The sequence below is a fragment of the Corallococcus sp. EGB genome, assembly GCF_019968905.1.
GTDB lineage: Bacteria > Myxococcota > Myxococcia > Myxococcales > Myxococcaceae > Corallococcus.
This window is the reverse complement of the sequence record NZ_CP079946.1, coordinates 3,739,080-3,760,772: the sequence shown is the minus strand read 5'-3', so window position 1 is coordinate 3,760,772 and position 21,693 is coordinate 3,739,080. Positions and strand designations below refer to the sequence as shown.

Below are 21,693 nucleotides of genomic sequence, written 5' to 3'. Positions count from 1 at the left end.
ACCGGGCCGTGTGGCATGGAAGGCGCCTGTTCGTTGCGGCTCCGTGGGTTGCATCCGGAACCGCGCCGCCCTATGCCCCGCCGCCGTGAGCACCTCGTCGCCCGCGGTCGCAGCGCCTGCCCGTCTCCTCTCCACCTCGGACCTGGCGATGATCGCCGTCGTGGTCGTCTGGGGGACGAACTACACCCTCGTGAAGGACGCGCTGGAGGGCATGCCGGCGCGGGCCTTCATGTCGCTGCGCTTCGGGCTCGCGGCGCTCGCGATGGGGCTCGTGCTGCTCGCGGTGGAGGGCCACAAGCCGATGCCGTGGAAGACGCTCCTGCGGCTGACCGCGCTGGGGTTCGTGGGCAACACGCTGTACCAGCTGTGCTTCATCGAGGGGCTGTCGAGGACCACGGCGGCCAACAGCGGCATGCTCACGGCGGTGAGCCCGGTGGTGACGGCGGCGCTGGGCGCGGCGCTGGGCATCGAACGGCTGCGGCGGCCCGTCGTCGCGGGGCTCTCCCTCGCGGTGGTGGGCACGCTGCTCGTCGTCGGAGCCCGAGGCCCCAACCTGGGCGCGGCGACGTGGATGGGCGACGCGCTGATTGTCGGCAGCTCGCTGTGCTGGTCCATCTACACGGTGGGCACGCGCGCCGTGGGCGACGGCGTGTCCGCGCTGCGCGTCACCGCCATCACCATGCTCACGGGAGCCCCGGGCGTCGTGCTGGCCGGCGCCTCCCAGGTCATCGAGATGGACACGTCGCGCGTGAGCGCCGCGGGCTGGGTGGCGCTCGTGTATTCGGCGCTGGTGCCGCTGGTGCTCGCGTACTTCGTGTGGTTCCGCAGCGTGCAGCAGGTGGGCACCAACCGCACGACGCTCTACGGCACCGGCATCCCCGTGGTCGCCGCCCTCACCGCCTGGGCCGTCCGCGGCGAGCGCCCCACCCTGCTCCAGATGCTCGGCGCGGCGCTCATCCTCACGGGGGTGTTGCTCAGCCGCCGCAAGGACGGCGCCATCACCAAGGCCTGAGCGCTCAACCGCGGGTCCCCCGCTCCAGCGTCAGCCCGTACTCCTCCATCTTCCGGTCGAGCGTGGGCCGGCTGATGCCCAGCAGCTCCGCCGCGCGGACCTTCTTCCAGCCGGACTCGCGAAGGGCCTCCGCGATGGCGTCGCGCTCCAGGCGGGCCACCTGCTCCTGCAACGTGCGCGGCGCGTGCCCCACCACGCCCTCGCGCACCTCGGGCGGCAGCTGCGGAATGCCCACGTGGCCCGCCGCGTACACGCGCCCCAGCCGCTCCGCGACCAACTCCAGTTCGCGCACGTTCTGCGGCCACGGGTACTCCGCCAACAGGCGCCGGGCCTCCGGTCCCAGCACCGGCGCCTCCCGCCCGCCCTGCCGGGCACCGCGCAGGACGAAGTGCTCCAGCAGCACCGGTACGTCGGCCCGCCGCTCCCGCAGGGGAGGCACTTCCATCTCGAACCCCGTGAGCCCCCGGGCCAGCGCCGCGTCGAACTCGCCCCGCGACGCGAGCCGCGACACCGGCGACGCGCTGGTGGCGACGATGCGCACGTCCACGGGCTCCTCTCCCCCCTGCCGGGCCGGAGCCGCGCGCCGGGCCAGCATCCGCGCCAGCCGCTCCGCCGCCTGCCGGGGAAGCGCCTCCACGTGGCGCAACAGCAGCGTGCCCGCGTCCGCTCGCAGCACCGCGGACGTCACCGGTGGCTGGCCGGGCGAGCCCGCGCGGCCGAAGAGCGCCACCTCCACGGCCTCCAGCGGCTGCCGGCACTCCACCGTCACCCACGGCCCCAGCGCGCGCGGTGACTTGCCGTGGAGGAAGTGCGCCAGCAACGCCTTGCCCGTACCGGGTTCGCCATACAGCACCACCGGGGCGGCGCTGCCCGCCGCCCGCCGCGCTTCCTCCAACACGCCCCGGAACACCCGCGACGTCCCCAGCGGCGTCACCCACGGCGTCTCCGCGGCCTCCGCCTCACCGCGCGAGCGCACCGCCGTATAGGCCTCGCCGCCCAGCCGCCCCAGCGACGCGAGCAACTGCCCCTCGCCCTCGGTGAACGGCGACTCCTCGCGCTCCACGTAGAGCACGCCAAAGGGCATCCCGCCCGAAGCCACCAGCGGCGAGCACAGCGCCGTATCCGTCCGCCCCAACTCCTTGCGCTCCAGCGCCGCCTGCACCAGCGCGCGAGGCACCTCCACGGACGCCGCGCCGGACACCGCGGCCGTGCGCAGCCCCTCCGGCCCGCTCAGGAGCGCCGCGGCCCGGTCCGCGTTGAGCGCGTGCGCCGTCTCCTCGGACAGCCGCCGCAGCACCATGGCCTCGCTGGTGGCCCCCAACAGCGCCGTCCCCGCCGAGTACATCGCCGCGGCCGCGCCCACGTGCGGCAGCACCTCCTCGATGGGCACGTGCTCCGGCCCCGGGGCGACGACCCCGGAAGGCTCGTCCACGATGGACACCGGCGGCGGCTCGTACACCGCGATGGTGGCGCCCACGCGCATCCGGTCGCCCGGGCGCAGCACCGCCTCCTCCTGGAGCGCCAACCGCTGCCCGTTGAGCAGCGTGCCGTTGGTGGAGCCCAGGTCGCGCAGCCGCACCTGTCCCGCGACCGTGTCCAGGAACAGCTGCGCGTGGCGGCGCGAGACCTGGTCGTCTTCCAGCGGGATGTCGCAGGAGGGGCTGCGGCCGAGGGTCAGCTGGGAGACGACCTCGTACCGGCGCCCCGCCGAGGGGCCCGTGAGCAGCAGCAATGCCGGCATGCGGACGGGGAGCCTACCAGTGCCCCGAGGGGCGCCCGCAAGACGCGTCGGGTTGGACGCGCGGCGCTACATCGGGCGTTCGGCGTTCAAAAGAGCCCTCAGCTCGGACTCGTTGAGCGCGCGGCCCTCCCGGGCGATGGCCAGGGCGTTGATCTGCTTCTCCTCCACCTCCACGTGGGCCCCCTTGCGCCACTCCGTGGTGTGCACCGCGCCATCCACCAGCCGGCCCACGACGGAGCCCTCGTCCCGGGTCACCGCCTCCAGCCAGAGGTTCTCCACCACCACCTCACCCTCCGGGTGCGTCTCGAAGGGAGCCCGCACCAGGAACGTGAGGGGCTCCATCAACCCCTTGCGCTGGAAGCGCGCCAAGAACGCGGGCAACAGCGCCTGCGCCTCTTCATGCATGGCCTGGGTCTGCTCGGCCGGCTCCTTGGCGAAGCGCTCCCGGTACGTCGCCAGGAGCTCCGCCGTGTTGTGCCGGCCCAGCGGCGACACCACCGTGAGGAACAGCCCCTCGTGGCCCTCGAAGGCGTCCAGCGGCACGCCCAGCAGGTTCGCGCGGGCCTCCTCCGACGGCACCAGGGTGAAGCTCTGGCCCTCGCTGGTGGCCACCTCCGAGCGCAGCGCCGGCCCCTGCGCGAACGCCAGGTCCGTGCACAGCTCGTGGAGGAAGCTCTCCGCGGCCAGCAGGTCGTTCTCCCCCAGGTGGAAGATCTCCACGTCCCGCGCGCCGAACTTCTCCATCCCGTGCGAGTGCACCCACAGCGGCGTGTCCCCCTCCGCCAGCTCCAAGGCGTGCAGGTGCACGTGGTCGCGGATGTCGAAGTCCAGCTCCGTGATCTCGACCACGTCCTCGGGCTCGTGCAGCTTGAACGCCGTCAGGTCCACGAGCACGCCCTGCACCTGCTCCATGAGCGTGCGCACGGTCCACAGCGCCTCGAAGACGGGCAGCGTGGGCTGCGGACCGCCCGGCTCCAGGAGGAACGCGTAGCAGGCCTGGGAACGCTCCACGCGCGCGAAGGCATCCGGGCTGCCGCTGAACAGCTCCTGGGTGACGCGCGGACGGCCGTCGCTCAGGGGCTTGAGCACCACCTTCACCTCCGAACCGTCCGCCCGCACGGTGAAGCCCCAGTCGCCCTCGTGCGGGACGAACTCCACCTCGTCCGTCGCGAACGCCGCGCGCAGCGCGTCCAGGGCCGGCGGCGCGGGGTGCTCGGTGGCCAGGACGTAGACCTCCTTCACAGGTGCTTCTCGATCTGTCGGAAGAGGTCCACGCGGTCCACCAGGTTGGTGAGGTAGTCCAGCTTGTCCGTCCCCAGCACCAGCACCGGCGACAGCGAGTAGCCCTCGAACCATTCCTCGTAGAGGGCGTTGAGGCGCTTCAGGTAGGGGGTCGGGATGTCCTTCTCCATGGCCCGCCCGCGCAGCCGGATGCGCTCCTTCAGCGTGGCCACCGGGCAGCGCAGGTAGATCATCAGGTCCGGCGGCCGGAGCGCCTGGGAGATGGTCTGGTACAGCTCCCAGTACGTTCCCCAGTCGCGCTTGTCGATGAGCCGCTGCCGGTGGAGGTTCTTGGCGAAGATTTCCGCGTCCTCGTAGAGCGTCCGGTCCTGGAGCACGGTGCCGGGCGTACGCTCCAGCTCCCGGTGCAGGCGGAACTTGTGCGTCAGGAAGAAGAGCTGCGAGCGGAACGCCCACGTCTTCATGTCCTTGTAGAAGTCCGCGAGGTAGGGGTTCTGGTCATTGGGCTCGAAGGACGGCGTGAGGCCGTACTTCCGGCACAGGAAGGACGTGAGCTCCGTCTTTCCGGCCCCGATGTTGCCCGCGATGGCGATGAACTTTTTCCTGGCCACGCCACCCTTGCTTGTAACCCCGGCGAGCGGCATTCACCAGAAACAATGGCGAGAGGAGCCATGGTAGATAAAGTGCATGCCCCCGCCCCGTTCCGCACGCCCAGGAGCCCGAGCCGGCGCCCAAGCCGCTCCGCCTGCCTGCACGTCGGGTGAGCGGCACCCCCGGGGTCCTACCGGCGCTCAGGCCCTGCGGTAGAAGGAAAGGCGACGCATGCTGCGCAAGCTGTGGTGCATCCTCGTGGTCACGGTGTGGTCCATCGTCTGCTTCCCGCTGGCCTGCCTCACGATGCTGGTGACGCTCAACCCGTCGCGCTCGGTGTGGTTCGTCCGGAAGTTCTGGTCGCCCGTGCTGCTCTGGGCTGGCGGCGCGAAGCTGGAGGTCATCGGCCAGGAGAACGTGGACCCGAAGCGGCCCACCATCTACGTGGGCAACCACCTGTCCACGCTCGACATCCCGGCGCACTTCGTGTCCGTGCCGGTGGACTTCCGCTTCGTCGCCAAGTCGCAGCTGCGCTTCGTGCCCCTCATCGGCTGGTACCTGTGGCTGGCGGGGCACATCTTCATCGACCGGGGGGACCGCTCGTCCGCCATCGCGTCCCTGGAGAAGGCCGCCCGGAAGATCCGCGCCGGCACCAGCATCTTCCTGTACCCAGAGGGCACCCGCTCCCAGGATGGCCGCGTGCTGCCGTTCAAGAAGGGCCCCTTCGCGCTCGCGCTCAAGGCCCGCGTGCCCATCTGCCCCGTCACCATCGAGGGCACCGACAACATCATGCCCAAGAACTCGTGGGACATCCGGCCGGGCGTGGTGCGCGTGAAGATTGGCCGCCCCATCGACACCACCGGCTTCGCGGACAACGACCGCGAGGGCCTGGCCCGCGCCGTGCGCGCGCAGATCATCACCGACAGCCTGTCGCTGGGCGGCAAGGGCGGTGACCCCGACACGGCCGTCGCCCCGCCGAACCGCGAGGGCGTCGCGCAGCTTGCCTCCACTTCCCAGGCCTCCTGAGCTCCCCGTGCACTCGACCTCCCACCGCTCCCGCACGCTCCGCTGGCCCGCCGCCCTCCTGGGGCTGGGGCTGTTCACCACCGCCTGTGGCCACGGCCAGGCCCAGGGCCCCGCGCCCTCCCCCCAGGCCCAGGCGCGGGCCTACCTGGACGGCAACAAGCCTGAAGAGGCGGTGAAGCTGCTGCGCGAGCTGCACGCGCGCACGCCCGACGACGTGGACGTGGCGCGCGCCCTCACCGAGGCCCAGGTGAAGGCGGGCCACGCGGACGCCTGGGCGGAGGAGCTGCGCCAGGCCATCGCGAAGAACGAGCGCGCGGTGGACCAGTACATGCTGGGCCTGACCCTCTTCTCGCGCGCCCGGGACGCGGGCGCCCCCACCGTGGCCGCCTTCGAGCGCGCCATCGCGCTGTCCCCCCCCACCGCGGAGTTCCACTACCGCCTGGGCGTCGCGCGCCTGGAGTCGGAGCAGTACGCCGCCGCGCTGGGACCGCTGCGCAAGGCCGTGGAGCTGGCTCCGGAGCGCGCGGGCTGGAAGCTGCCCCTGGCCAAGGCCCTGGCCCGCACGGGGGACACCGCGGGCGCGGTGGAGGCCCTGGGCACCGTCGTGCGAGGCACCCCCACCCCCGCGGAGGTCGCCACCGCGCGGGCGCTGATGAACCAGCTGGCGGATCCGTTCCAGAACTTCCCCAAGGCGGCGGAGGGGAAGCTCGAGGAGGGCATGCGCTACCTGCACGAGCTGGACGCGCCCCAGCACGCCCTCATCGCCTTCGAGGAGATCCTCCACGACTACCCGGACCTGGCCGTGGTGCACGCGCTCCTGGGGCTGGCCTATCAGCGCCTGGATGACGCCGGCCGCGCCGTGGATGAATTCAAGCAGGCCATCGAGCACGCCCCCCAGGACGGCAAGAACCAGCTCTACCTGGGAGAGCTGTACCTGTCGCGCCAGCGCACGGACGCGGCCCGCACCGCCTTCGAGAAGGCCGTGGCGCTCAACCCGCTGCTCGACCTGGCCTGGTTCCGCCTGGGCGACCTGCGCCTGGAGGCGCGCGACCTGGCCACCGCGAAGGAGGCCTTCCAGGTGGCGGTGACGCTGACCCCGGACTCAGTGCCCGCCCGCGGCAAGCTGTCGCTCGTGTACCAGTTGGAGGGTGACTACACGGCCGCGCAGCGGGAGCTGAAGGTCGTGGCGGACAAGGACCCGGAGAACACCGAGTTCGCCCTGCGCCTGGGCCTGCTCTACACGGACGAGGCCCAGAAGGCCCGCCGCCCCGAGGACCGCCAGAAGGCCGCGAGCGAGGCAGAGCGCTGGCTGGGGAAGGTGCTGGAGACCCAGCCCGACAACGCGGTGGCCAGCAAGGCCCTGCAGGTGCTCAAGGGCCAGTAGCCACCGGCGCACCGCGCCTTCTACACTCCGCCTCCTGATGAGCGACGCGCGCAAACCCGCCCCTCCCAGCCCCCCGGCGCCCCGGACGCCCTCCAACCCCGGCCCCCAGCCCCGAGCCGCCACCAGCCCCGGTATGCGCGCCGTGAGCGCCGCGCGCACGGCCCCGCTGGAGAAGCCCAAGACGGAGGGCCCGCTGGGCAAGCGCGTGGCCGCGGAGACGTCCAACGTCCTCCTCAACGCCTTCTCCATCCTCAAGGAGCAGCTCGCGGACTTCCGCGCGAGTGACCGCTTCTTCAAGTACAAGGCCGGCATCGTCGCGGGCTGGCTCGTCCTGTCCGTCGCCAGCCTCGGCATCGCGTGCCCGGGCAGGTCGCTGGACACGGGTGACATGGACGCGCGCCTGGTGCTCAGCGACAAGCTGGACCGGCCCTCCGTCACCATCTGGAACGAGAGCAAGGACGTCTGGCGCGACGTCATCATCACCGTGAACAACGAGTACAAGGCCGTGGTGGCGGAGGTGCAGCCCGGCAACTTCGTCACCATCACGCCCAAGCAGCTGCTGGGGAAGAACGGCGGCGCCGCGCCGGCGGACCTCCGATTCCAGGCGCTGAAGATGAAGAGCGCGGACGACAGCGCCGACCTCACGCCCTCCCTCCAGGAGGAGTGGAAGCGCCTCCTCGAACCGAAGAAGTAGCCGTCGCGAGGCGCGCTTCCAGTCACTGGAAACACGAAGGGCGCCCTCCTGAAGCAGGAAGGCGCCCTGGGTGCTTCTTCAGCCCGTCCGGGCCTCACTCACGTGAAGCCCGGATGCGGGGAACGGCTCAACCCTCGGACTTCGCCTCGGCGGGAGCCTCGGTCGTCTCGGCGGCGGCCGGAGCCTTCGCGGGACGGTCCACCAGCTCGATGAGGGCCATCTCCGCGGCGTCGCCCCGGCGGAAGCCCAGGCGCACGATGCGGGTGTAGCCACCCGGACGGGAGGCGTAACGCTCCTTGTACTCGCTGAACACCTTCTGGAGGACCGCGCGGTCCTTCACGGTGCGGGCGGCAAGGCGCACGTTGGAGAGCCCACCGCGCTTGGCGAGCGTGATGATGCGCTCCGCCAGCGGCCGGACTTCCTTCGCCTTGGGAACGGTGGTGCGGATGGCCCCGTGCTCCAGCAGCGACGTGACCATGTTGTTCAGCATCGCGAGACGGTGGCTCGTGGTGCGGTGCAGCTTCCTCTGTCCGACCTTATGACGCATGCGCGTGCTCCGGGGCCTCTTCGTGAGAACCCCACCACTCCGGCCGTATCAGGTACCGGGTGGGAAGGACGGCCCTGACACAAAGGGCCGTCGTTGAATCGGGCCCTGTGTACCAGGGCCCCCTGCCTTCGCGCCACCGTGAAGCCGTGTCGGTGGGGAGCGGAGGCAGGCGCTTCAGGAAACAACGACGCTTCAGGCCTTGGGGGCCGCGGGAGCCGGCGCGTTCTTCGGCGGCCAGTTCTCCAGCTTCATGCCCAGCGACAAGCCCATCTCCGCGAGGATCTCCTTGATCTCCTTCAGGGACTTGCGGCCGAAGTTCTTCGTCTTGAGCATCTCCGCCTCGGTGCGCTGAACCAGGTCACCGATGGTCTTGATGTTCGCCTGCTGCAGGCAGTTGGCCGAGCGCACCGACAGCTCCAGCTCGTCCACCGAGCGGAACAGGTTCTCGTTGAGCTTGGCCTCTTCCTTCGGCGCCTCGGCGACGACCGGCTCCTCGGTCTCGTCGAAGTTCACGAACACCGTGAGCTGCTCCTTGATGATCTTCGCCGCGTACGCCACCGCGTCCTGCGGCACCACGGAGCCGTCCGTCCAGACCTCGAGCGACAGCTTGTCGTAGTCCGTGACCTGACCGACGCGCGCGTTGGTGACCTGGTAGTTCACCTTGCGGATGGGCGAGAAGAGCGAGTCGATGGGGATGGTCCCGATGGGCGCGCCCGCCACCTTGTTGGTGGACGCCGGCACGTAGCCCCGGCCGCGGCGGCACGTCAGCTCCATGCGCACCTTGCCACCCTCGGACACGGTGCAGATGTGGTGACCCGGGTTCAGGATTTCGACATCCTGGTCCGCGATGAGGTCGCCCGCCTTCACTTCCTTGGGGCCCTCCACCTCGATGCGAAGCGTCTTCGTCTCGTTCGTGTGCATCCGGAGGAGGACCTCCTTCAGGTTCAACACGACGTCCGTGACGTCCTCGGCCACCTCGGGGATGGTCGTGAACTCGTGGTCCACGCCCTCAATCTTCACGGAGGTGATGGCCGCGCCCTGCAGCGACGACAGCAGCACCCGCCGCAGCGAGTTGCCCAGCGTCGTCCCGAAGCCGCGCTCCAGCGGCTCCGCCACGAACTTGCCGTACGTGGGGCTCAGCGAGTCCTGGTCCACTTCCATGCGGCGCGGCTTGATGAGGTCGCGCCAGTTCTTCGCAACAAACGTGTCGGCCATGGGGACTGCTCCTCTGGTCGTGCGCCATCACCGACTTCCCCGTCAGGGTGACGGGAGGACGGGCACGCGGGGACTGCGTAACAAGCTCGCCCGGCGCGCGCAGGACGCGCCCTCCAGGCGATGAAACGACAGGCGACAAAGCGACGACGCCCCGGCCTCATCGACCAGGGCGTCCACCGCGGGAGGGGCCCACCGGAGGCGGGCCCGGCACCCCTGCTTACTTCGAGTACAGTTCGACGATGAGCTGCTCCTGGATGGGCATCGTCAGGTCCTCACGGTTCGGGACCGTCTTGACCGTGCCCTTGAACGCCTTCTTGTCCAGGTCGATCCACTGCGGCACGCCACGGCGGTCCACCGTCTCCAGCGCCTCGGAGATGCGGAGCACCTTGCGGCTCTTCTCGGCGACTTCCACGGCGCTGCCCGGCTTCACGGCGAACGACGGGATGTTCACCCGGCGGCCGTTCACCTGGAAGTGACCGTGGCGGACCAGCTGGCGCGCCTCGTTGCGCGTGTCCGCGAAGCCCATGCGGAACACCACGTTGTCCAGGCGGAGCTCCAGCTGCTGCAGCAGGTTCTCACCCGTCTTGCCCTTGGCCGCGGACGCGCGGTGGTAGTACCCGCGGAACTGGTTCTCGAGCAGGCCGTACATGCGCTTGACCTTCTGCTTCTCGCGCAGCTGCACGCCGTAGCCGGAGAACTTCACGCGGCCCTGGCCGTGCTGACCGGGGGGATAGGGGCGGCGCTCGATGGCGCACTTGTCCGTATAGCAACGGTCGCCCTTGAGGTACATCTTCAGGTTCTCGCGCCGGCAGATACGGCAGGCGCTCGCGGTATAACGAGCCACGGAAATCTCCTTGCAGATGGTCTGGAGCCGGGCCCGCCGCGAGGCAGGTCCCCGGCCCGAAGCGGTAATTAGACGCGGCGGCGCTTGGGCTGACGGCAGCCGTTGTGCGGGATGGGCGTCACGTCGCGGATGAGGCTGATCTTCAGGCCGGCGGCGGCCAGCGCGCGCAGCGCCGACTCACGGCCCGCGCCCGGGCCCTTCACGAACACCGTCACGCTCTTCAGGCCGTGCTCCATCGCCTTCGCCGCGGCGTCGCCAGCGGCCACCTGCGCCGCGAACGGCGTGGACTTGCGGCTGCCCTTGAAGCCGCGCGCCCCGGCCGACGACCAGGAGATCACGTTCCCGGACACGTCCGTGATCGTGATGATGGTGTTGTTGAACGTGGACTGGATGTGGACCACGCCGTTGAGGATGTTCTTCTTGCCCTTGCGCTTGCTCTTCTTCGCCGCAGGGGTCTCGCCACCCTCGGCACCGGCCGGCGCGGCGGCGGTATTGATCTCGTCAGCCATGTGAATCGCTGCTCCTGGGAGTAGGTGATCAACGCCCGCGCCTCACCTGGGGCGAGGCTGCAGGCGCCAGAGGGTTTAGCGGGCCGGAGCGGCCGGCTTCGCGCGAACGATGCCGCGCTTGGGGCCCTTGCGGGTACGCGCGTTGGTGTGGGTGCGCTGGCCGCGGACCGGAAGACCCTTGCGGTGACGCAGACCCCGGTAGCACCCCAGGTCCATCAGCCGCTTGATGTTCATGGTCACTTCACGCCGGAGGTCACCCTCGACCTTGTACTTGGCCTCGATGATCTCGCGGATCTTTCGAGCCTGGTCCTCGGTGAGGTCCTTGGTCCGGGTGGTGAGATCGATGCCCGCCTCGGTGATGATGTCGTGCGCGGTCTTGTTACCGATCCCGTAGATATACTGAAGCGAGATCACCGCGCGCTTGTTGGGCGGCAGATCGATGCCGGCGATACGAGCCATCTTCGGTCTTCCTTCGTTGTGGAGTTGGTCTGAGGCAAGAGTCCCCGAGGGACTCTTAGCCCTGGCGCTGCTTGTGCCGGGGGTTGGAGGCGCAGATGATGCGCACGATGCCCTTGCGGCGAACAACCTTGCACTTGTCGCAGATCTTCTTGACGGACGCCCGAACCTTCATGGAGCGAACTTCCTTCCTTCAGCAGAGAAAAGCACAACAGCCGGTCCGCACAGGCGGCCGGCGCGAATTACTTGGCCCGGTACGTGATCCGTCCGCGGGTCAGGTCATACGGCGACAACTCGACCTTCACCTTGTCGCCCGGGAGGATACGGATGAAGTGCATCCGCATCTTGCCCGAGATGTGCGCGAGGACTTTGTGGCCGTTGTCCAGCACCACGCGGAACATCGCGTTCGGTAGGGGCTCCATTACGGTCCCCTCGACTTCGATGGAATCATCCTTCGGCAAGCGTCAACCTTCTTCCCGGACCACGAACCTTCTGGAAGCGCGGCGGGATAACACTTTGGTCCGTAAGTAGCAAGCGCCGCGCGATCTGAAATCTGGACCTCTATCAACACCAGCTGACATCGTCCTATTTCACCCGGCGTCCAGGGGGCCCTCCTCAGCGCCGGGTGAGGACCTCCGGCCCCCGCTCCGAGATCAGGATGGTGTGCTCGAAGTGGGCGGACAACTTGCCGTCCACGGTGACGGCCGTCCACTCGTCTTCCAGGACCTCCACGTCGGGCGTTCCCTGGTTCACCATCGGTTCCACCGCGAGGACCATGCCTGGCCGCAGCTTCATCCCCGCCCCTGCCTGTCCGTAGTTGGGCACCTGGGGCGGCTCGTGCAGCTTCCGGCCGATCCCATGCCCGGTGAAGTCCCGGACCACGGAGAACCCCCGCGCCTCCACGTGGCTCTGCACCGCGTGGCCAATGTCCCCGAGCCGGTTGCCCGGCCGCATCACCTGGATGGCCCGCTCCAGGGACTGCCGGGTGGCGTCCACCAGGGCCTGGGTCTCAGGCGTCACCTTCCCCACCGGCACCGTCCGCGCCGAGTCCCCGAAGAAGCCCCGGTAGACCACCCCGAAGTCCAGCTTCATCAGGTCGCCGGCCACGAGCCGCCGCTTCTTGCTGGGGATGCCATGGACGACCTCCTGATTCACGGAGGCGCAGAGCACACCCGGAAAGCCGTGGTAGCCCTTGAACGCCGGCCTGGCGCCCTTCTTGGCGATGAGCTGCTCCGCCAGGGCGTCCAGCTCCCACGTAGAAACTCCGGGAGCCACTGCCTTCTCCAGCTCATCCAAGATTTCACAGACGATCCGCCCGGCTTCCCGCATCAGGGCGATCTCATCCGGGCTCTTGATCTCCACCGGGTTCATGCGCCCCTTTCCCTACCGGGCTGCTGCATGAGGGGAACCCGCGATTGGTGGGGCGGCAGTCCGGACCGGCCCTGCCCCCGCCCTACCGCCTGGACCCCAGGCTCAGGCAGGGCGCCCGGCGGCCTTCTTGATCTCCTCGTAGATGCCCTCCGGAGATCCGACGCCGTCCACGCTCTTGAGCAGCCCCTTCTTCGCGTAGAAGTCCTTCAGCGGGGACGTCTCCGCGTCGTACTTCTGCAGCCGCTTCTCGATGACCTCCGGCGTGTCATCCGGCCGCTGCACGAGCTCCGCGCCGCACTTGTCACACAGGCCCGCGCGCTTCGGGGGGCTCTGCGTGACGTGGTAGACGGACCCGTCGTTGGGGCATACGCGCCGGCCGGAGCCGCGCTCGACCAGCGTCGAGTGCGGGACCTCGAGCGACACCACGGCGTTCAGCTGCTTGCCCAGACGCTCCAGCATCCGGTCCAGCGCGTCCGCCTGCCCCGGGGTGCGCGGGAAGCCGTCGAGCACGAAGCCCTTGGCCACGTCCGACTCCTTCAGGCGCTCCTCCACGATGCCGATGACGACATCGTCCGGGACGTACTGCCCCGCGGCCATCAACGGCCCGGCCACCTTGCCCAGCGCCGTGCCATCCTTCACGGCCTTGCGCAGGATGTCCCCGGTGGAGATCTGCGGGATCTGGAAGTCCGCGAACAGCTTCTTCGCCTGGGTACCCTTCCCAGCGTTCGGCGGCCCCAAAAGGATGAGGTTCATGTCGCTCCCTTGTACCTGCGTCCACCCTTGAACGACGAGGCGCCCCTCCCCACCATTGGGGAGAGGCGCCCAGAACACAACCGACCGCCGTCAGGCCGCCACGCGGACCCGACCACGGATGCGCGGACCGCGCGGACCCGCGAAGCCCTCGTAGTTGCGGCTGATGAGGTGCCCCTCGATCTGCTGCACCGTGTCCAGCGCCACGCCCACCACGATGAGGAGCGCCGTACCACCGAAGGTGAACCGCACGCCCAGCACGCTGCTGATGACGGACGGAATCACGCAGATGATGGCCAGGTAGATGGCGCCACCGAACGTGAGGCGGTTGAGAGTGCGCTCGATGAACTCCGCCGTCTGCCGGCCCGGGCGGATGCCCGGGATGTAGCCGCCCTGCTTCTTGATGTTGTCCGCCACGTCATCCGGCCGGAACGTGAGCGCCGTGTAGAAGTAGGAGAAGAACACCACCAGCAGCACGAACAGGCCGTTGTAGACCCAGAGGTTGCCTTCGATGCTGCGCTGGAAGCCCTGGAGGAAGGGGAACCACGCGCCCAGCGTCGCCGGGAAGGACAGCACCGCGCCGGCGAAGATGGGGGGAATCACGCCCGACGCGTTCACCTTCATGGGGAAGTACGTGGCCTGGCCCGCGAACATGCGACGGCCCGCCATGCGCTTGGCGTACTGGATGGGCACGCGCCGCATGCCCCGCTCCACGTAGACGACCACCCCGATGATGATGAGCATGAAGAAGAGCAGGCCCAGCACCGCGGCCACGTTCACCACTTCCTGCGTCGTCAGGTCCAGCAGCGTCTTCGCGCCGGGCAGCACGCGCGCCACGATGCCGGCGAAGATGATGAGCGAGATGCCGTTGCCGATGCCACGCTCGGTGATGCGCTCGCCCAGCCACATGATGAAGGCCGTGCCCGCCGTGAGGCTCACCACCGTCATGAAGGTGAACCAGACGTTGTCGTTGGGCACCACGACCTGGTTGAACCCGCCCTGCCCCGCGTCGGAGCGGCCCAGCGAGGCCAGCCACCGCGAGATGCCCACGCCCTGCACGATGGACAGCACGATGCTGCCATAGCGCGTGTACTGGTTGATCTTCTGGCGGCCCGCGGCGCCTTCCTTCTGCAGGCGCTCCAGGCTGGGCACCACCACCGCCAGGAGCTGGATGATGATGGAAGCGCTCACGTACGGCATGATGCCCAGACCGAAGATGGACATCTGCTCCAGCGCGCCGCCGGAGAAAAGGTTGAACAGCGAGACCAGGCCGCCCGATTGTTTCTGGGCGTCCATGAACGCGTTCATCGCGGAGCGGTCCACGCCTGGCGTGTTGATGAAGATGCCGATGCGGTAGACGGACAACAGCACGAGCGTGTACGCAAGCCGGCTGCGCAGCTCCGCGATGCGGAAGACGTTGGCGAGGGCGTTCAGGGCCACGGTAATGCCATCCTCTTCAAGAGGTTCTGCCAGCAACAACAAACGCCCCTCTCCGGTTCCGGAAAGGGGCGCGGAAGCCTACACAAGGCTGGGGGCGCGCACCACATCACCGTGATGCGCGCCGGTCACGCCTACGCCCGGGGCTGGCGAGGGGCCTTGACGCCCTTGCCGGCGTGGGCCTTGGCGGCCGACTCCGGCTTGTGCGCCATCAGGGGGAGCTCCTCCACGGAGCCGCCCGCCTTCTCGATGTTCTCGCGGGCAGCCGCGGACACCTTGTTCACCTTCACGGTGAGCTTCTTGGCGAGCTCGCCGTGCGCCAGGACCTTCACGCCATCGTAACGGCCCTTGACCAGGCCCGCCTGCTTCAGCGCGGCCTCGTCCACCGTGGTGCCCGCGTCGAACACGTGCTCCAGGTCGCCCAGGTTCACCACCGCGTAGACGGTGCGGTTGGGCGGGTTGAAGCCGAACTTCGGCAGACGGCGCTGCAGCGGGCTCTGGCCGCCTTCGAAGCCCTCGAACCGCATGTTGCCGGAGCGGGCCTTCTGGCCCTTGCCACCGCGGCCGGCCGTCTTGCCCAGGCCGCTACCCTGGCCACGGCCCACGCGCTTCTTGCGGTGCCAGGAGCCCTTCGGGCGATTCAGATTGGTCAGGATGCTCATGTTGGATCCTCAGTTCTCAGGCCTTGGCCTGGGCGGCCAGGCGCTCCAGGGCGCGGTCCCGGGCGACAATCTTCCGGGGCTTGCGGCGCTTGGGCGCCGGGGCCTCCTGGCTGACCGTCTCCAGGGAGACCAGGTGCTTCACCTTGAACACCATGCCGCGCACCGCCGGGGTGTCCTTCAACAGCCGCTCGTCGCCGAACTTCTTCAGACCGAGGCCCTTGATGGTGGCCAGCATGTCCTCGGAAGAACCCGAGAAGCTCTTCGTCAGCTTAACCTTGAGCGCCATGACTAGCCCCTCGCCTCGCCCGCGAGCTTCTGGGTCTCGACGTCCTTGCCCCGCAGGCGCGCGACCTGCTCCGCGCTGCGCAGCTGCTTCAGGCCGGCCACCGTGGCCTTCAGCACGTTGTGCGGATTCCGCGAACCCTGGCTCTTGGTCAGGATGTTGCGGATGCCCGCCGCCTCCAGCACCGCGCGCACCGCGCCACCGGCGATGACGCCTGTACCTTCGGAGGCCGGCTTCAGGAGCACCCAGCCGGCACCGAAGTGCCCCAGGATCTCGTGCGGGATGGTGTGGCCCATGCGGGGAACGCGGAACAGGTTCTTCTTCGCGTTCTCGCCGCCCTTGCGGATGGCCTCGGGGACTTCGTTGGCCTTGCCCAGGCCCACGCCCACGTGCCCGTTGCCATCGCCCACCACGACGAGCGCGGCGAACGAGAAACGGCGGCCACCCTTCACCACCTTGGCCACGCGGTTGATATTCACCACGCGGTCGGTCAGGTCCAGATCGTTCGGATTGATCGGAGTTGCCACTTGAGGAATTCCTTTCTGGTACCTAGAACTTCAGGCCGGCCTCGCGCGCGGCGTCAGCCACGGCGGCGATGCGCCCATGGTAAGGGAAGCCGTTGCGGTCGAACACCACCGCATCGACGTTGGCGGCCTTGCACTTCTCCGCGATGAGGGAGCCCACGCGCTTCGCGTCGGCCTTCTTGTCGCCCTCGTCCTTGCCCTTCAGCTCCTTGGACAGGGACGACGCGAACGCCAGCGTGCGGCCAGTGGAGTCGTCCACCACCTGCGCGTAGATGTGCTTGAGGCTCTTGTAGACCGACAGCCGCGGACGCTCCGTGGTGCCGGAGAGCTTCTTGCGGATGCGGTTCTTCCTCTTGAGGCGCTGATCGACAGTCTTGGACATGGCTGCTTCCTTTTCCGTCCGGCGGCGATGCGGCCTTCCGCCGCCGGATGATTCCGCCAGACCTCAGGGTCCGGCAGGGTTGAATGCTCGGCGAAGACGCGGCGACGACTAGGTCGTACCGGTCTTGCCCTCCTTGCGACGGATGCGCTCCTCGGCGTACTTGATGCCCTTGCCCTTGTAGGGCTCCGGCGGACGCAGCGAGCGGATGTTGACCGCCGTGGCGCCCAGGGCTTCCTTGTCCGCCGAGCGGAGCGTGAGCCCCACCGTGGGAAGGCTGTCCTCGGTGCGGGAGGTCTTGTCGACTTCCGCCGTCACGCCCTCCGGGAGGTTGAACACCACCGGGTGGGAGTAACCGAGCGAGAAGTGGATGGCCTTGCCCTTCACTTCCGCGCGGAAACCAACGCCGCGGATGTCCAGGCGCTTCTCGAAGCCCGTGGAGACGCCCTTCGCCGCGTTGGCGAGGATGGTCCGCGTCAGGCCGTGCAGGCTGCGGGCCTCGCGCGAGTCATCCTCACGCTGCACCGTCACCTGGCCGTCCTTCACCTCCACCTTCACCTTGGCGGGGAGCTTGACGGACAGCTTGCCCTTGGGGCCTTCGAAGTTGACCTGCTGGTTGGCGACGTTCACCTTCGTCTTGTCGCCAAGCTTGATCGCCAGTTTTCCAATCCGACTCATGATTGCCTCGTGCTGTCGTCGCCCGGGGCGCGCTCCTCGCGGGGCGCCTCACCCAGGCTCCTGGCTAGTAGACCGTGCAGAGCAGCTCGCCGCCGACCTTCTGCTTCCGGGCCTCGGTGTCCACCAGGATGCCGCGCGAGGTGGAAAGGATGGAGATGCCCATGCCGCCGAGCACCGGCTGGATGTCGCGGGAGCCGACGTAGCGACGCAGGCCGGGCTTGGACACGCGGCGCATGCCGGTGATGGCCGGGCTGCGGTCCGGGCCGTACTTCAGCTGGACGGTGATCTCGTTCTGCGGCGCGACCTCGTGGACCGTGAAGTCCCCGATGTAGCCCTCGTCCTTGAGGACCTTGATGATCTCCACCTTGAGCTTCGAGTGGGGGATGACGACCTTGTCGTGCCGCGCACGCGAGGCGTTGCGCAGACGGGTCAGCATGTCGCCGACGGGATCATTGACCGGCATGAAGCACCTTCAAGCAAAGCAGCGGTCCCCAGGGGACCCACCGCGCTCACAGCCACCGCGCCTGCCGGGCCCATCCCGGGGGTTCGCGACGACCGCCACTTCCCTTCTACTTCAGCCTGGTACCGCCCTGCCCTCTTCAGGACAGGGACAGGCCCAGGGTCCAGCGCCTACCAGGACGACTTGGTGACGCCGGTGATCTCACCGCGCAAGGCACGGTGACGCAGGCAGATACGGCACATCTTGAACTTGCGCAGGAAGGCGCGAGGACGACCGCAGAGACCGCAGCGGTTGTACTGACGCACGGGGAACTTCAGCTTGCGCTTCGCCTGGGCAATCTTGGAGAGCTTGGCCATGATCGATGGGAGTCCTGGGCTCGGTTACTGACGGAACGGCATGCCGAAGTGACGCATCAGCGCGAGGCCCTGCTCGTCGTTCCGGGCGGTGGTGACGAAGCTGATGTTGAGCCCCTTCACCTTTTCGATCTGATCGTAGTTGATTTCCGGGAAGATGATCTGCTCGCGCACGCCGAGCGTGTAGTTGCCCTTCCCGTCGAAGGCCTTCGGGGACACGCCCTTGAAGTCACGCACGCGAGGCAGCGCGACGGTGATGAGGCGGTCCATGAACTCGAACATGCGGTCGCCGCGCAGCGTGACGGCGGCACCGATGGCCTGCCCCTGGCGCAGCTTGAAGTTCGCGATGGACTTGCGCGCGCGGGTCACGACCGGCTTCTGACCGGTGATGGCGGCCAGCTGGTCCACCGCCGACTCCAGGATCTTGTTGTTGGCGAGCGCCTCGCCCAGACCCATGTTGACGACGATCTTCTCCAGCCGCGGCACTTCCATGGGGTTCTTGAGCCCCAGTTCCTTCATGAGCGAAGGAACGCCTTCCGCGCGGAAGCGGTCCTTGAGGCGCGCCGAGCGGGCCTTCAGGCCCTCCTCGATGTTCGCGGCGAAGCCGACCTTCTTGGCTTCTTCCTTGCCGCGCTTCTTGCTCTTCTTTTCCTTCGAGTCGGCCTTCTTCTCGTCAGCCATCTTTCAGTCCTCTGCTTCGGAACGCCGTCATGGACCCAGCGCGCCCGATCAGTCCTGCGTCTAGAACGTGGAAACACCCAAAGGGAACAACGATTTCAACCCTCTGGACGCGCACGCCCGCTTGCCCCACCACCAGGTGGGGCAAGGGGCGCGCATACATGCCCGAACACCGACCCCTAGTCAATCAGGGCGTCACACTGCTTGCAGAACCGCTTGGAGGACTCCCCCTCCTTGCGGATGCCGACGCGCGTCGGCTTGTCGCACTTGGAGCAGACCACCTGGACGCTCGAGAGCGCGATGGTGCCCGGCTTCTCGATGATGCCGCCCTCAGGGGACTGCGGCGTCTTGCGCATGTGGCGCTTGACCAGGCGCAGCCCCTCGACCGTCACGCGGCCCGCCTCGCGGTCAACCTTCAGCACCTTGCCGCGCTTGGTCGCCGGCGTCTTCTCCGACCGTTCGGCACCGGAGATGACCTGGATGGTGTCACCGACTTTCAGCTTCTGCATGGCTTCCTCACTCTGGCTGTTCGCCGTCAGGCCTGCGTCCTCTTAGAGGACCTCGGGCGCCAGCGAGATGATCTTCATGAACTTACGGGCACGCAGCTCACGGGCGACCGGCCCAAAGATGCGCGTCCCGATGGGCTCCAGGTCCTTGTTGATGAGGACCGCCGAGTTGCCGTCGAACTTGATGTAGCTGCCGTCCGGACGACCCACCTCGCGACGGGTGCGAACGATGACGGCCTTGGCCACGTCACCCTTCTTCACCTTGGAGTTGGGAAGCGCCTCGCGGATCGAAACGACGATCACGTCGCCGATGGAGGCGTACTTGCGCTTGGAGCCGCCGAGAACCTTGATGCAAAACACCTTCTTGGCGCCCGAGTTGTCGGCCACATCGAGCACACTCTGCATCTGAATCATGTGAAGTCTCCTCTTGCTCGAACCGGTCCATGCGCTTCATGGCGCACGGACCCGGTGTGGCCTACCTAGACGTTCTTGCTCTTCTCCAGGACCTCGACCACGCGCCAGCGCTTGTCCTTCGAAGCGGGCTTGGTCTCGGCGATGCGCACCCGGTCACCCTCGTTGATGGTGACCTTCTTCGGGTAGTCATGGTCCTCGACGTGCGCCTTGTACTTCTCGCGCAGGCTCATGATCTTCCCGTACTTCGGGTGGGGAGCGCGACGCTGGACGGTGACGACCACCGTCTTCTGCATCTTGTTGGAGGTGACGATGCCCACGCGGGTCTTGGGACGACCCCGGGTGGAGGTCTCGGCAGCGGGCGTTTCGGTCGCTTCAGCCATGTTGGTTCTCACTGTCTGTCATGCACCCGGGCCCTCTGCCCGGATGGCCGCGGACACCGGGTGAGCCCGGATGCCCGCGGATGCACTGCGACTACCCCGCCTTGGCCGCCCGGGCCTTCTCGCCCAGGACGGTGAGGATGCGGGCCAGATCACGGCGGTGCTGCACGCCCTCAGCGGGGCTGTCCAGCGAGCCGGTCCGACGCTTGAGCCGATCCTGGACCAGCGTGTCGCGCAGTTCCTTCGCGCGGTTCTGCAGGTCGTCCGTCGACAGTTCCTTCAATTCCTTCGCAGTCGCCATCTTGGTCTCCTCGGCGCGGGACGCGGGCGCCCTCCCCTGTCACCAGGTGGAGCGCCCGTCCCGGCGGTGCGTGACTACAGCGAGAGCTCGCTGCGGCGCACGATCTTGGTGAGCACCGGCAGCTTCGCCTGCGCCAGCTTCAGCGCACCGGTGGCGATCTCCTGCGTCATGCCCTCCATCTCGTAGAGCACGCGTCCCGGCTTCACCACCGCGACGTAGTACTCCACACCACCCTTACCGGTACCCATACGGGTTTCGGCGGGCTTCTTCGTGATGGGCTTGTCCGGGAAGATCCGGATCCAGATCTTGCCGCCGCGCTTCACGTGGCGGGTCATCGCGATACGGGCCGCCTCGATCTGGCGCGAGGTGATCCATCCCGGCTGGAGGCTCACCAGGCCGAACTCACCGTAGGTGAGGTCGCTGCCGCGGTGGGCCGAGCCGAACATGCGGCCCTTCTGCATCTTGCGGTACTTGGTTCGAGCAGGCTGAAGCATGGTCGATGTCCTTCGTGCCTCACGTGCAGGGCGGGCTTCTCAGGGCCCGCCCCGCCGGGGGCGGATTACCGGTTGGAGGGCATGGGGGCCTGGCCGGCCTTGCCCGGGAGGACCTCGCCCTTGCAGATCCAGACCTTGCAGCCAATCTTGCCGTAGGTCGTCTTGGCCTCGGCGAAGCCGAAGTCGATGTCCGCGCGGAGGGTGTGCAGGGGCACGCGGCCCTCGCGGTACCACTCGTAGCGGGCCATCTCGGCGCCACCCAGGCGGCCGGAGCAGGCCACGCGGATGCCCTTGGCCCCGAACTTCATCGCGGTCTGCAGCGCCTTCTTCATGGCGCGGCGGAAGGCGATGCGGCGCTCGAGCTGCGTGGCGATGTTCTCCGCCACGAGCTGCGCGTCGGTCTCGGCCTTGCGGACCTCGACGATGTTCAGGAAGACCTCGTTCTTGGTGAACTGCTGGAGGTCCTTCTTGACGGTCTCGATGCCAGCACCGCGCTTGCCGATGACGATGCCCGGACGCGCGGTGTGGACGTTGACCTTCACCTTGTTGGCGGCGCGCTCAATCTCCACCTTGGACACGCCCGCGTGGTTCAGCGACTTCTTCACGAACTCGCGGATGCGGATGTCCTCGTGGAGCCACTGGGCGTAGTTCTTGTGCTCGAACCACTTGGAGTCCCAGGTCTTGATGACGCCGAGCCGGAACCCGATCGGATGTACTTTCTGTCCCAAACTGAATCTCCTTGGTGCGTCCGGGCGGGGCCCGACG

Annotated in this window: 31 protein-coding genes; 4 read left to right on the top strand and 27 right to left on the bottom strand. The window is 68.2% G+C overall.

All coding sequences use genetic code 11. The annotated features are described in order from the left end of the window. Positions 1-148: 148 nt before the first annotated feature. Positions 149-1,012, top strand: a complete 864-nt coding sequence (locus tag KYK13_RS15880) for a DMT family transporter (protein WP_255654262.1) — start codon at positions 149-151, stop codon at positions 1,010-1,012. 4 nt (positions 1,013-1,016) lie between these two features. Here KYK13_RS15880 and KYK13_RS15875 read toward each other — a convergent pair whose 3' ends face one another. The 3 genes from KYK13_RS15875 to KYK13_RS15865 all read right to left on the bottom strand — a co-directional run bounded on the left by KYK13_RS15875 (position 1,017) and on the right by KYK13_RS15865 (position 4,606). Continuing rightward, positions 1,017-2,753, bottom strand: coding sequence for an FHA domain-containing protein (locus KYK13_RS15875; RefSeq protein WP_223645268.1), 1,737 nt, complete (start codon positions 2,751-2,753; stop codon positions 1,017-1,019). Positions 2,754-2,819: 66 nt separating this feature from the next. Then, the gene (locus KYK13_RS15870; RefSeq protein WP_223645267.1) at positions 2,820-3,995 is read right to left on the bottom strand and encodes a DUF2314 domain-containing protein; all 1,176 of its coding nucleotides are present in this window, start codon (positions 3,993-3,995) and stop codon (positions 2,820-2,822) included. Then, the gene (locus tag KYK13_RS15865) at positions 3,992-4,606 is read right to left on the bottom strand and encodes a deoxynucleoside kinase (RefSeq protein ID WP_223645266.1); all 615 of its coding nucleotides are present in this window, start codon (positions 4,604-4,606) and stop codon (positions 3,992-3,994) included. Before KYK13_RS15865 ends, KYK13_RS15870 begins: the two co-directional genes overlap by 4 nt. Positions 4,607-4,817: 211 nt before the next feature. Here KYK13_RS15865 and KYK13_RS15860 point away from each other — a divergent pair, with 211 nt between their 5' ends. The 3 genes from KYK13_RS15860 (at position 4,818) to KYK13_RS15850 (ending at position 7,690) form a co-directional block, all read left to right on the top strand. Then, complete coding sequence (locus KYK13_RS15860) at positions 4,818-5,612, top strand: lysophospholipid acyltransferase family protein (protein WP_370645371.1); 795 nt, start codon at positions 4,818-4,820, stop codon at positions 5,610-5,612. Between the two features lie 7 nt (positions 5,613-5,619). After that, positions 5,620-6,996, top strand: a complete 1,377-nt coding sequence (locus KYK13_RS15855) for a tetratricopeptide repeat protein (RefSeq protein WP_370645370.1) — start codon at positions 5,620-5,622, stop codon at positions 6,994-6,996. A 133-nt stretch (positions 6,997-7,129) separates the two neighbouring features. Next, on the top strand, positions 7,130-7,690 hold the full coding sequence (locus tag KYK13_RS15850; protein ID WP_223645265.1) for a hypothetical protein: 561 nt from the start codon (positions 7,130-7,132) through the stop codon (positions 7,688-7,690). A 127-nt stretch (positions 7,691-7,817) separates the two neighbouring features. Here the strand turns inward: KYK13_RS15850 and rplQ are convergent, their stop codons facing one another. The 24 genes from rplQ to rpsC form a co-directional block, all read right to left on the bottom strand. Then, positions 7,818-8,237: a 50S ribosomal protein L17 gene (rplQ, locus tag KYK13_RS15845; RefSeq protein ID WP_223645264.1), complete on the bottom strand. Its 420-nt coding sequence runs from the start codon at positions 8,235-8,237 to the stop codon at positions 7,818-7,820. A 192-nt stretch (positions 8,238-8,429) separates the two neighbouring features. Beyond that, positions 8,430-9,452: a DNA-directed RNA polymerase subunit alpha gene (locus KYK13_RS15840; RefSeq protein WP_223645263.1), complete on the bottom strand. Its 1,023-nt coding sequence runs from the start codon at positions 9,450-9,452 to the stop codon at positions 8,430-8,432. Positions 9,453-9,669: 217 nt separating this feature from the next. After that, entirely contained in the window at positions 9,670-10,296 is a 627-nt protein-coding gene (rpsD, locus tag KYK13_RS15835) for a 30S ribosomal protein S4 (protein WP_014395885.1), read from the bottom strand. A 68-nt stretch (positions 10,297-10,364) separates the two neighbouring features. Then, positions 10,365-10,805, bottom strand: coding sequence for a 30S ribosomal protein S11 (rpsK, locus tag KYK13_RS15830; protein WP_223645262.1), 441 nt, complete (start codon positions 10,803-10,805; stop codon positions 10,365-10,367). Positions 10,806-10,880: 75 nt separating this feature from the next. After that, positions 10,881-11,264, bottom strand: coding sequence for a 30S ribosomal protein S13 (gene rpsM / locus KYK13_RS15825; RefSeq protein ID WP_120552124.1), 384 nt, complete (start codon positions 11,262-11,264; stop codon positions 10,881-10,883). A 55-nt stretch (positions 11,265-11,319) separates the two neighbouring features. Continuing rightward, positions 11,320-11,436 carry a 50S ribosomal protein L36 gene (gene rpmJ, locus KYK13_RS15820; RefSeq protein ID WP_043321360.1) on the bottom strand — a complete coding sequence of 39 codons (117 nt, stop codon included), beginning with the start codon at positions 11,434-11,436 and terminating at the stop codon, positions 11,320-11,322. Positions 11,437-11,503: 67 nt separating this feature from the next. Then, positions 11,504-11,722: a translation initiation factor IF-1 gene (gene infA / locus KYK13_RS15815; RefSeq protein ID WP_002614803.1), complete on the bottom strand. Its 219-nt coding sequence runs from the start codon at positions 11,720-11,722 to the stop codon at positions 11,504-11,506. A gap of 154 nt (positions 11,723-11,876) precedes the next feature. After that, entirely contained in the window at positions 11,877-12,632 is a 756-nt protein-coding gene (gene map / locus KYK13_RS15810; protein ID WP_223645261.1) for a type I methionyl aminopeptidase, read from the bottom strand. A gap of 102 nt (positions 12,633-12,734) precedes the next feature. Next, positions 12,735-13,385 carry an adenylate kinase gene (locus KYK13_RS15805; RefSeq protein ID WP_223645260.1) on the bottom strand — a complete coding sequence of 217 codons (651 nt, stop codon included), beginning with the start codon at positions 13,383-13,385 and terminating at the stop codon, positions 12,735-12,737. Positions 13,386-13,475: 90 nt separating this feature from the next. Further along, entirely contained in the window at positions 13,476-14,822 is a 1,347-nt protein-coding gene (gene secY, locus KYK13_RS15800) for a preprotein translocase subunit SecY (RefSeq protein ID WP_223645259.1), read from the bottom strand. A 131-nt stretch (positions 14,823-14,953) separates the two neighbouring features. Continuing rightward, positions 14,954-15,481 (bottom strand): 50S ribosomal protein L15, encoded by a 528-nt coding sequence (gene rplO, locus KYK13_RS15795; RefSeq protein ID WP_223645258.1) that lies wholly within the window; start codon positions 15,479-15,481, stop codon positions 14,954-14,956. Between the two features lie 16 nt (positions 15,482-15,497). Then, positions 15,498-15,767, bottom strand: coding sequence for a 50S ribosomal protein L30 (gene rpmD, locus KYK13_RS15790; protein WP_223645257.1), 270 nt, complete (start codon positions 15,765-15,767; stop codon positions 15,498-15,500). A gap of 2 nt (positions 15,768-15,769) precedes the next feature. Continuing rightward, entirely contained in the window at positions 15,770-16,291 is a 522-nt protein-coding gene (gene rpsE, locus KYK13_RS15785) for a 30S ribosomal protein S5 (RefSeq protein WP_223645256.1), read from the bottom strand. Between the two features lie 22 nt (positions 16,292-16,313). Then, positions 16,314-16,670 (bottom strand): 50S ribosomal protein L18, encoded by a 357-nt coding sequence (gene rplR, locus KYK13_RS15780; protein ID WP_014395876.1) that lies wholly within the window; start codon positions 16,668-16,670, stop codon positions 16,314-16,316. Between the two features lie 108 nt (positions 16,671-16,778). Beyond that, positions 16,779-17,345, bottom strand: coding sequence for a 50S ribosomal protein L6 (gene rplF, locus KYK13_RS15775; protein ID WP_120621647.1), 567 nt, complete (start codon positions 17,343-17,345; stop codon positions 16,779-16,781). A 64-nt stretch (positions 17,346-17,409) separates the two neighbouring features. After that, on the bottom strand, positions 17,410-17,808 hold the full coding sequence (gene rpsH / locus KYK13_RS15770) for a 30S ribosomal protein S8 (RefSeq protein ID WP_223645255.1): 399 nt from the start codon (positions 17,806-17,808) through the stop codon (positions 17,410-17,412). Between the two features lie 167 nt (positions 17,809-17,975). Then, on the bottom strand, positions 17,976-18,161 hold the full coding sequence (locus tag KYK13_RS15765; RefSeq protein WP_014395873.1) for a type Z 30S ribosomal protein S14: 186 nt from the start codon (positions 18,159-18,161) through the stop codon (positions 17,976-17,978). A 24-nt stretch (positions 18,162-18,185) separates the two neighbouring features. After that, a complete protein-coding gene (gene rplE / locus KYK13_RS15760) occupies positions 18,186-18,839 on the bottom strand; it encodes a 50S ribosomal protein L5 (protein WP_120552132.1) in 654 nt (217 codons plus the stop codon). Between the two features lie 176 nt (positions 18,840-19,015). Then, positions 19,016-19,345: a 50S ribosomal protein L24 gene (gene rplX, locus KYK13_RS15755; protein ID WP_223645254.1), complete on the bottom strand. Its 330-nt coding sequence runs from the start codon at positions 19,343-19,345 to the stop codon at positions 19,016-19,018. 42 nt (positions 19,346-19,387) lie between these two features. Continuing rightward, positions 19,388-19,756 carry a 50S ribosomal protein L14 gene (gene rplN / locus KYK13_RS15750; RefSeq protein WP_223645253.1) on the bottom strand — a complete coding sequence of 123 codons (369 nt, stop codon included), beginning with the start codon at positions 19,754-19,756 and terminating at the stop codon, positions 19,388-19,390. A 65-nt stretch (positions 19,757-19,821) separates the two neighbouring features. Further along, on the bottom strand, positions 19,822-20,148 hold the full coding sequence (rpsQ, locus tag KYK13_RS15745) for a 30S ribosomal protein S17 (protein ID WP_169821648.1): 327 nt from the start codon (positions 20,146-20,148) through the stop codon (positions 19,822-19,824). A gap of 79 nt (positions 20,149-20,227) precedes the next feature. Beyond that, a complete protein-coding gene (gene rpmC / locus KYK13_RS15740; protein ID WP_014395868.1) occupies positions 20,228-20,434 on the bottom strand; it encodes a 50S ribosomal protein L29 in 207 nt (68 codons plus the stop codon). 74 nt (positions 20,435-20,508) lie between these two features. Continuing rightward, on the bottom strand, positions 20,509-20,928 hold the full coding sequence (gene rplP / locus KYK13_RS15735; protein WP_014395867.1) for a 50S ribosomal protein L16: 420 nt from the start codon (positions 20,926-20,928) through the stop codon (positions 20,509-20,511). 65 nt (positions 20,929-20,993) lie between these two features. Beyond that, complete coding sequence (gene rpsC, locus KYK13_RS15730; protein ID WP_223645252.1) at positions 20,994-21,656, bottom strand: 30S ribosomal protein S3; 663 nt, start codon at positions 21,654-21,656, stop codon at positions 20,994-20,996. Positions 21,657-21,693 lie beyond the last annotated feature (37 nt).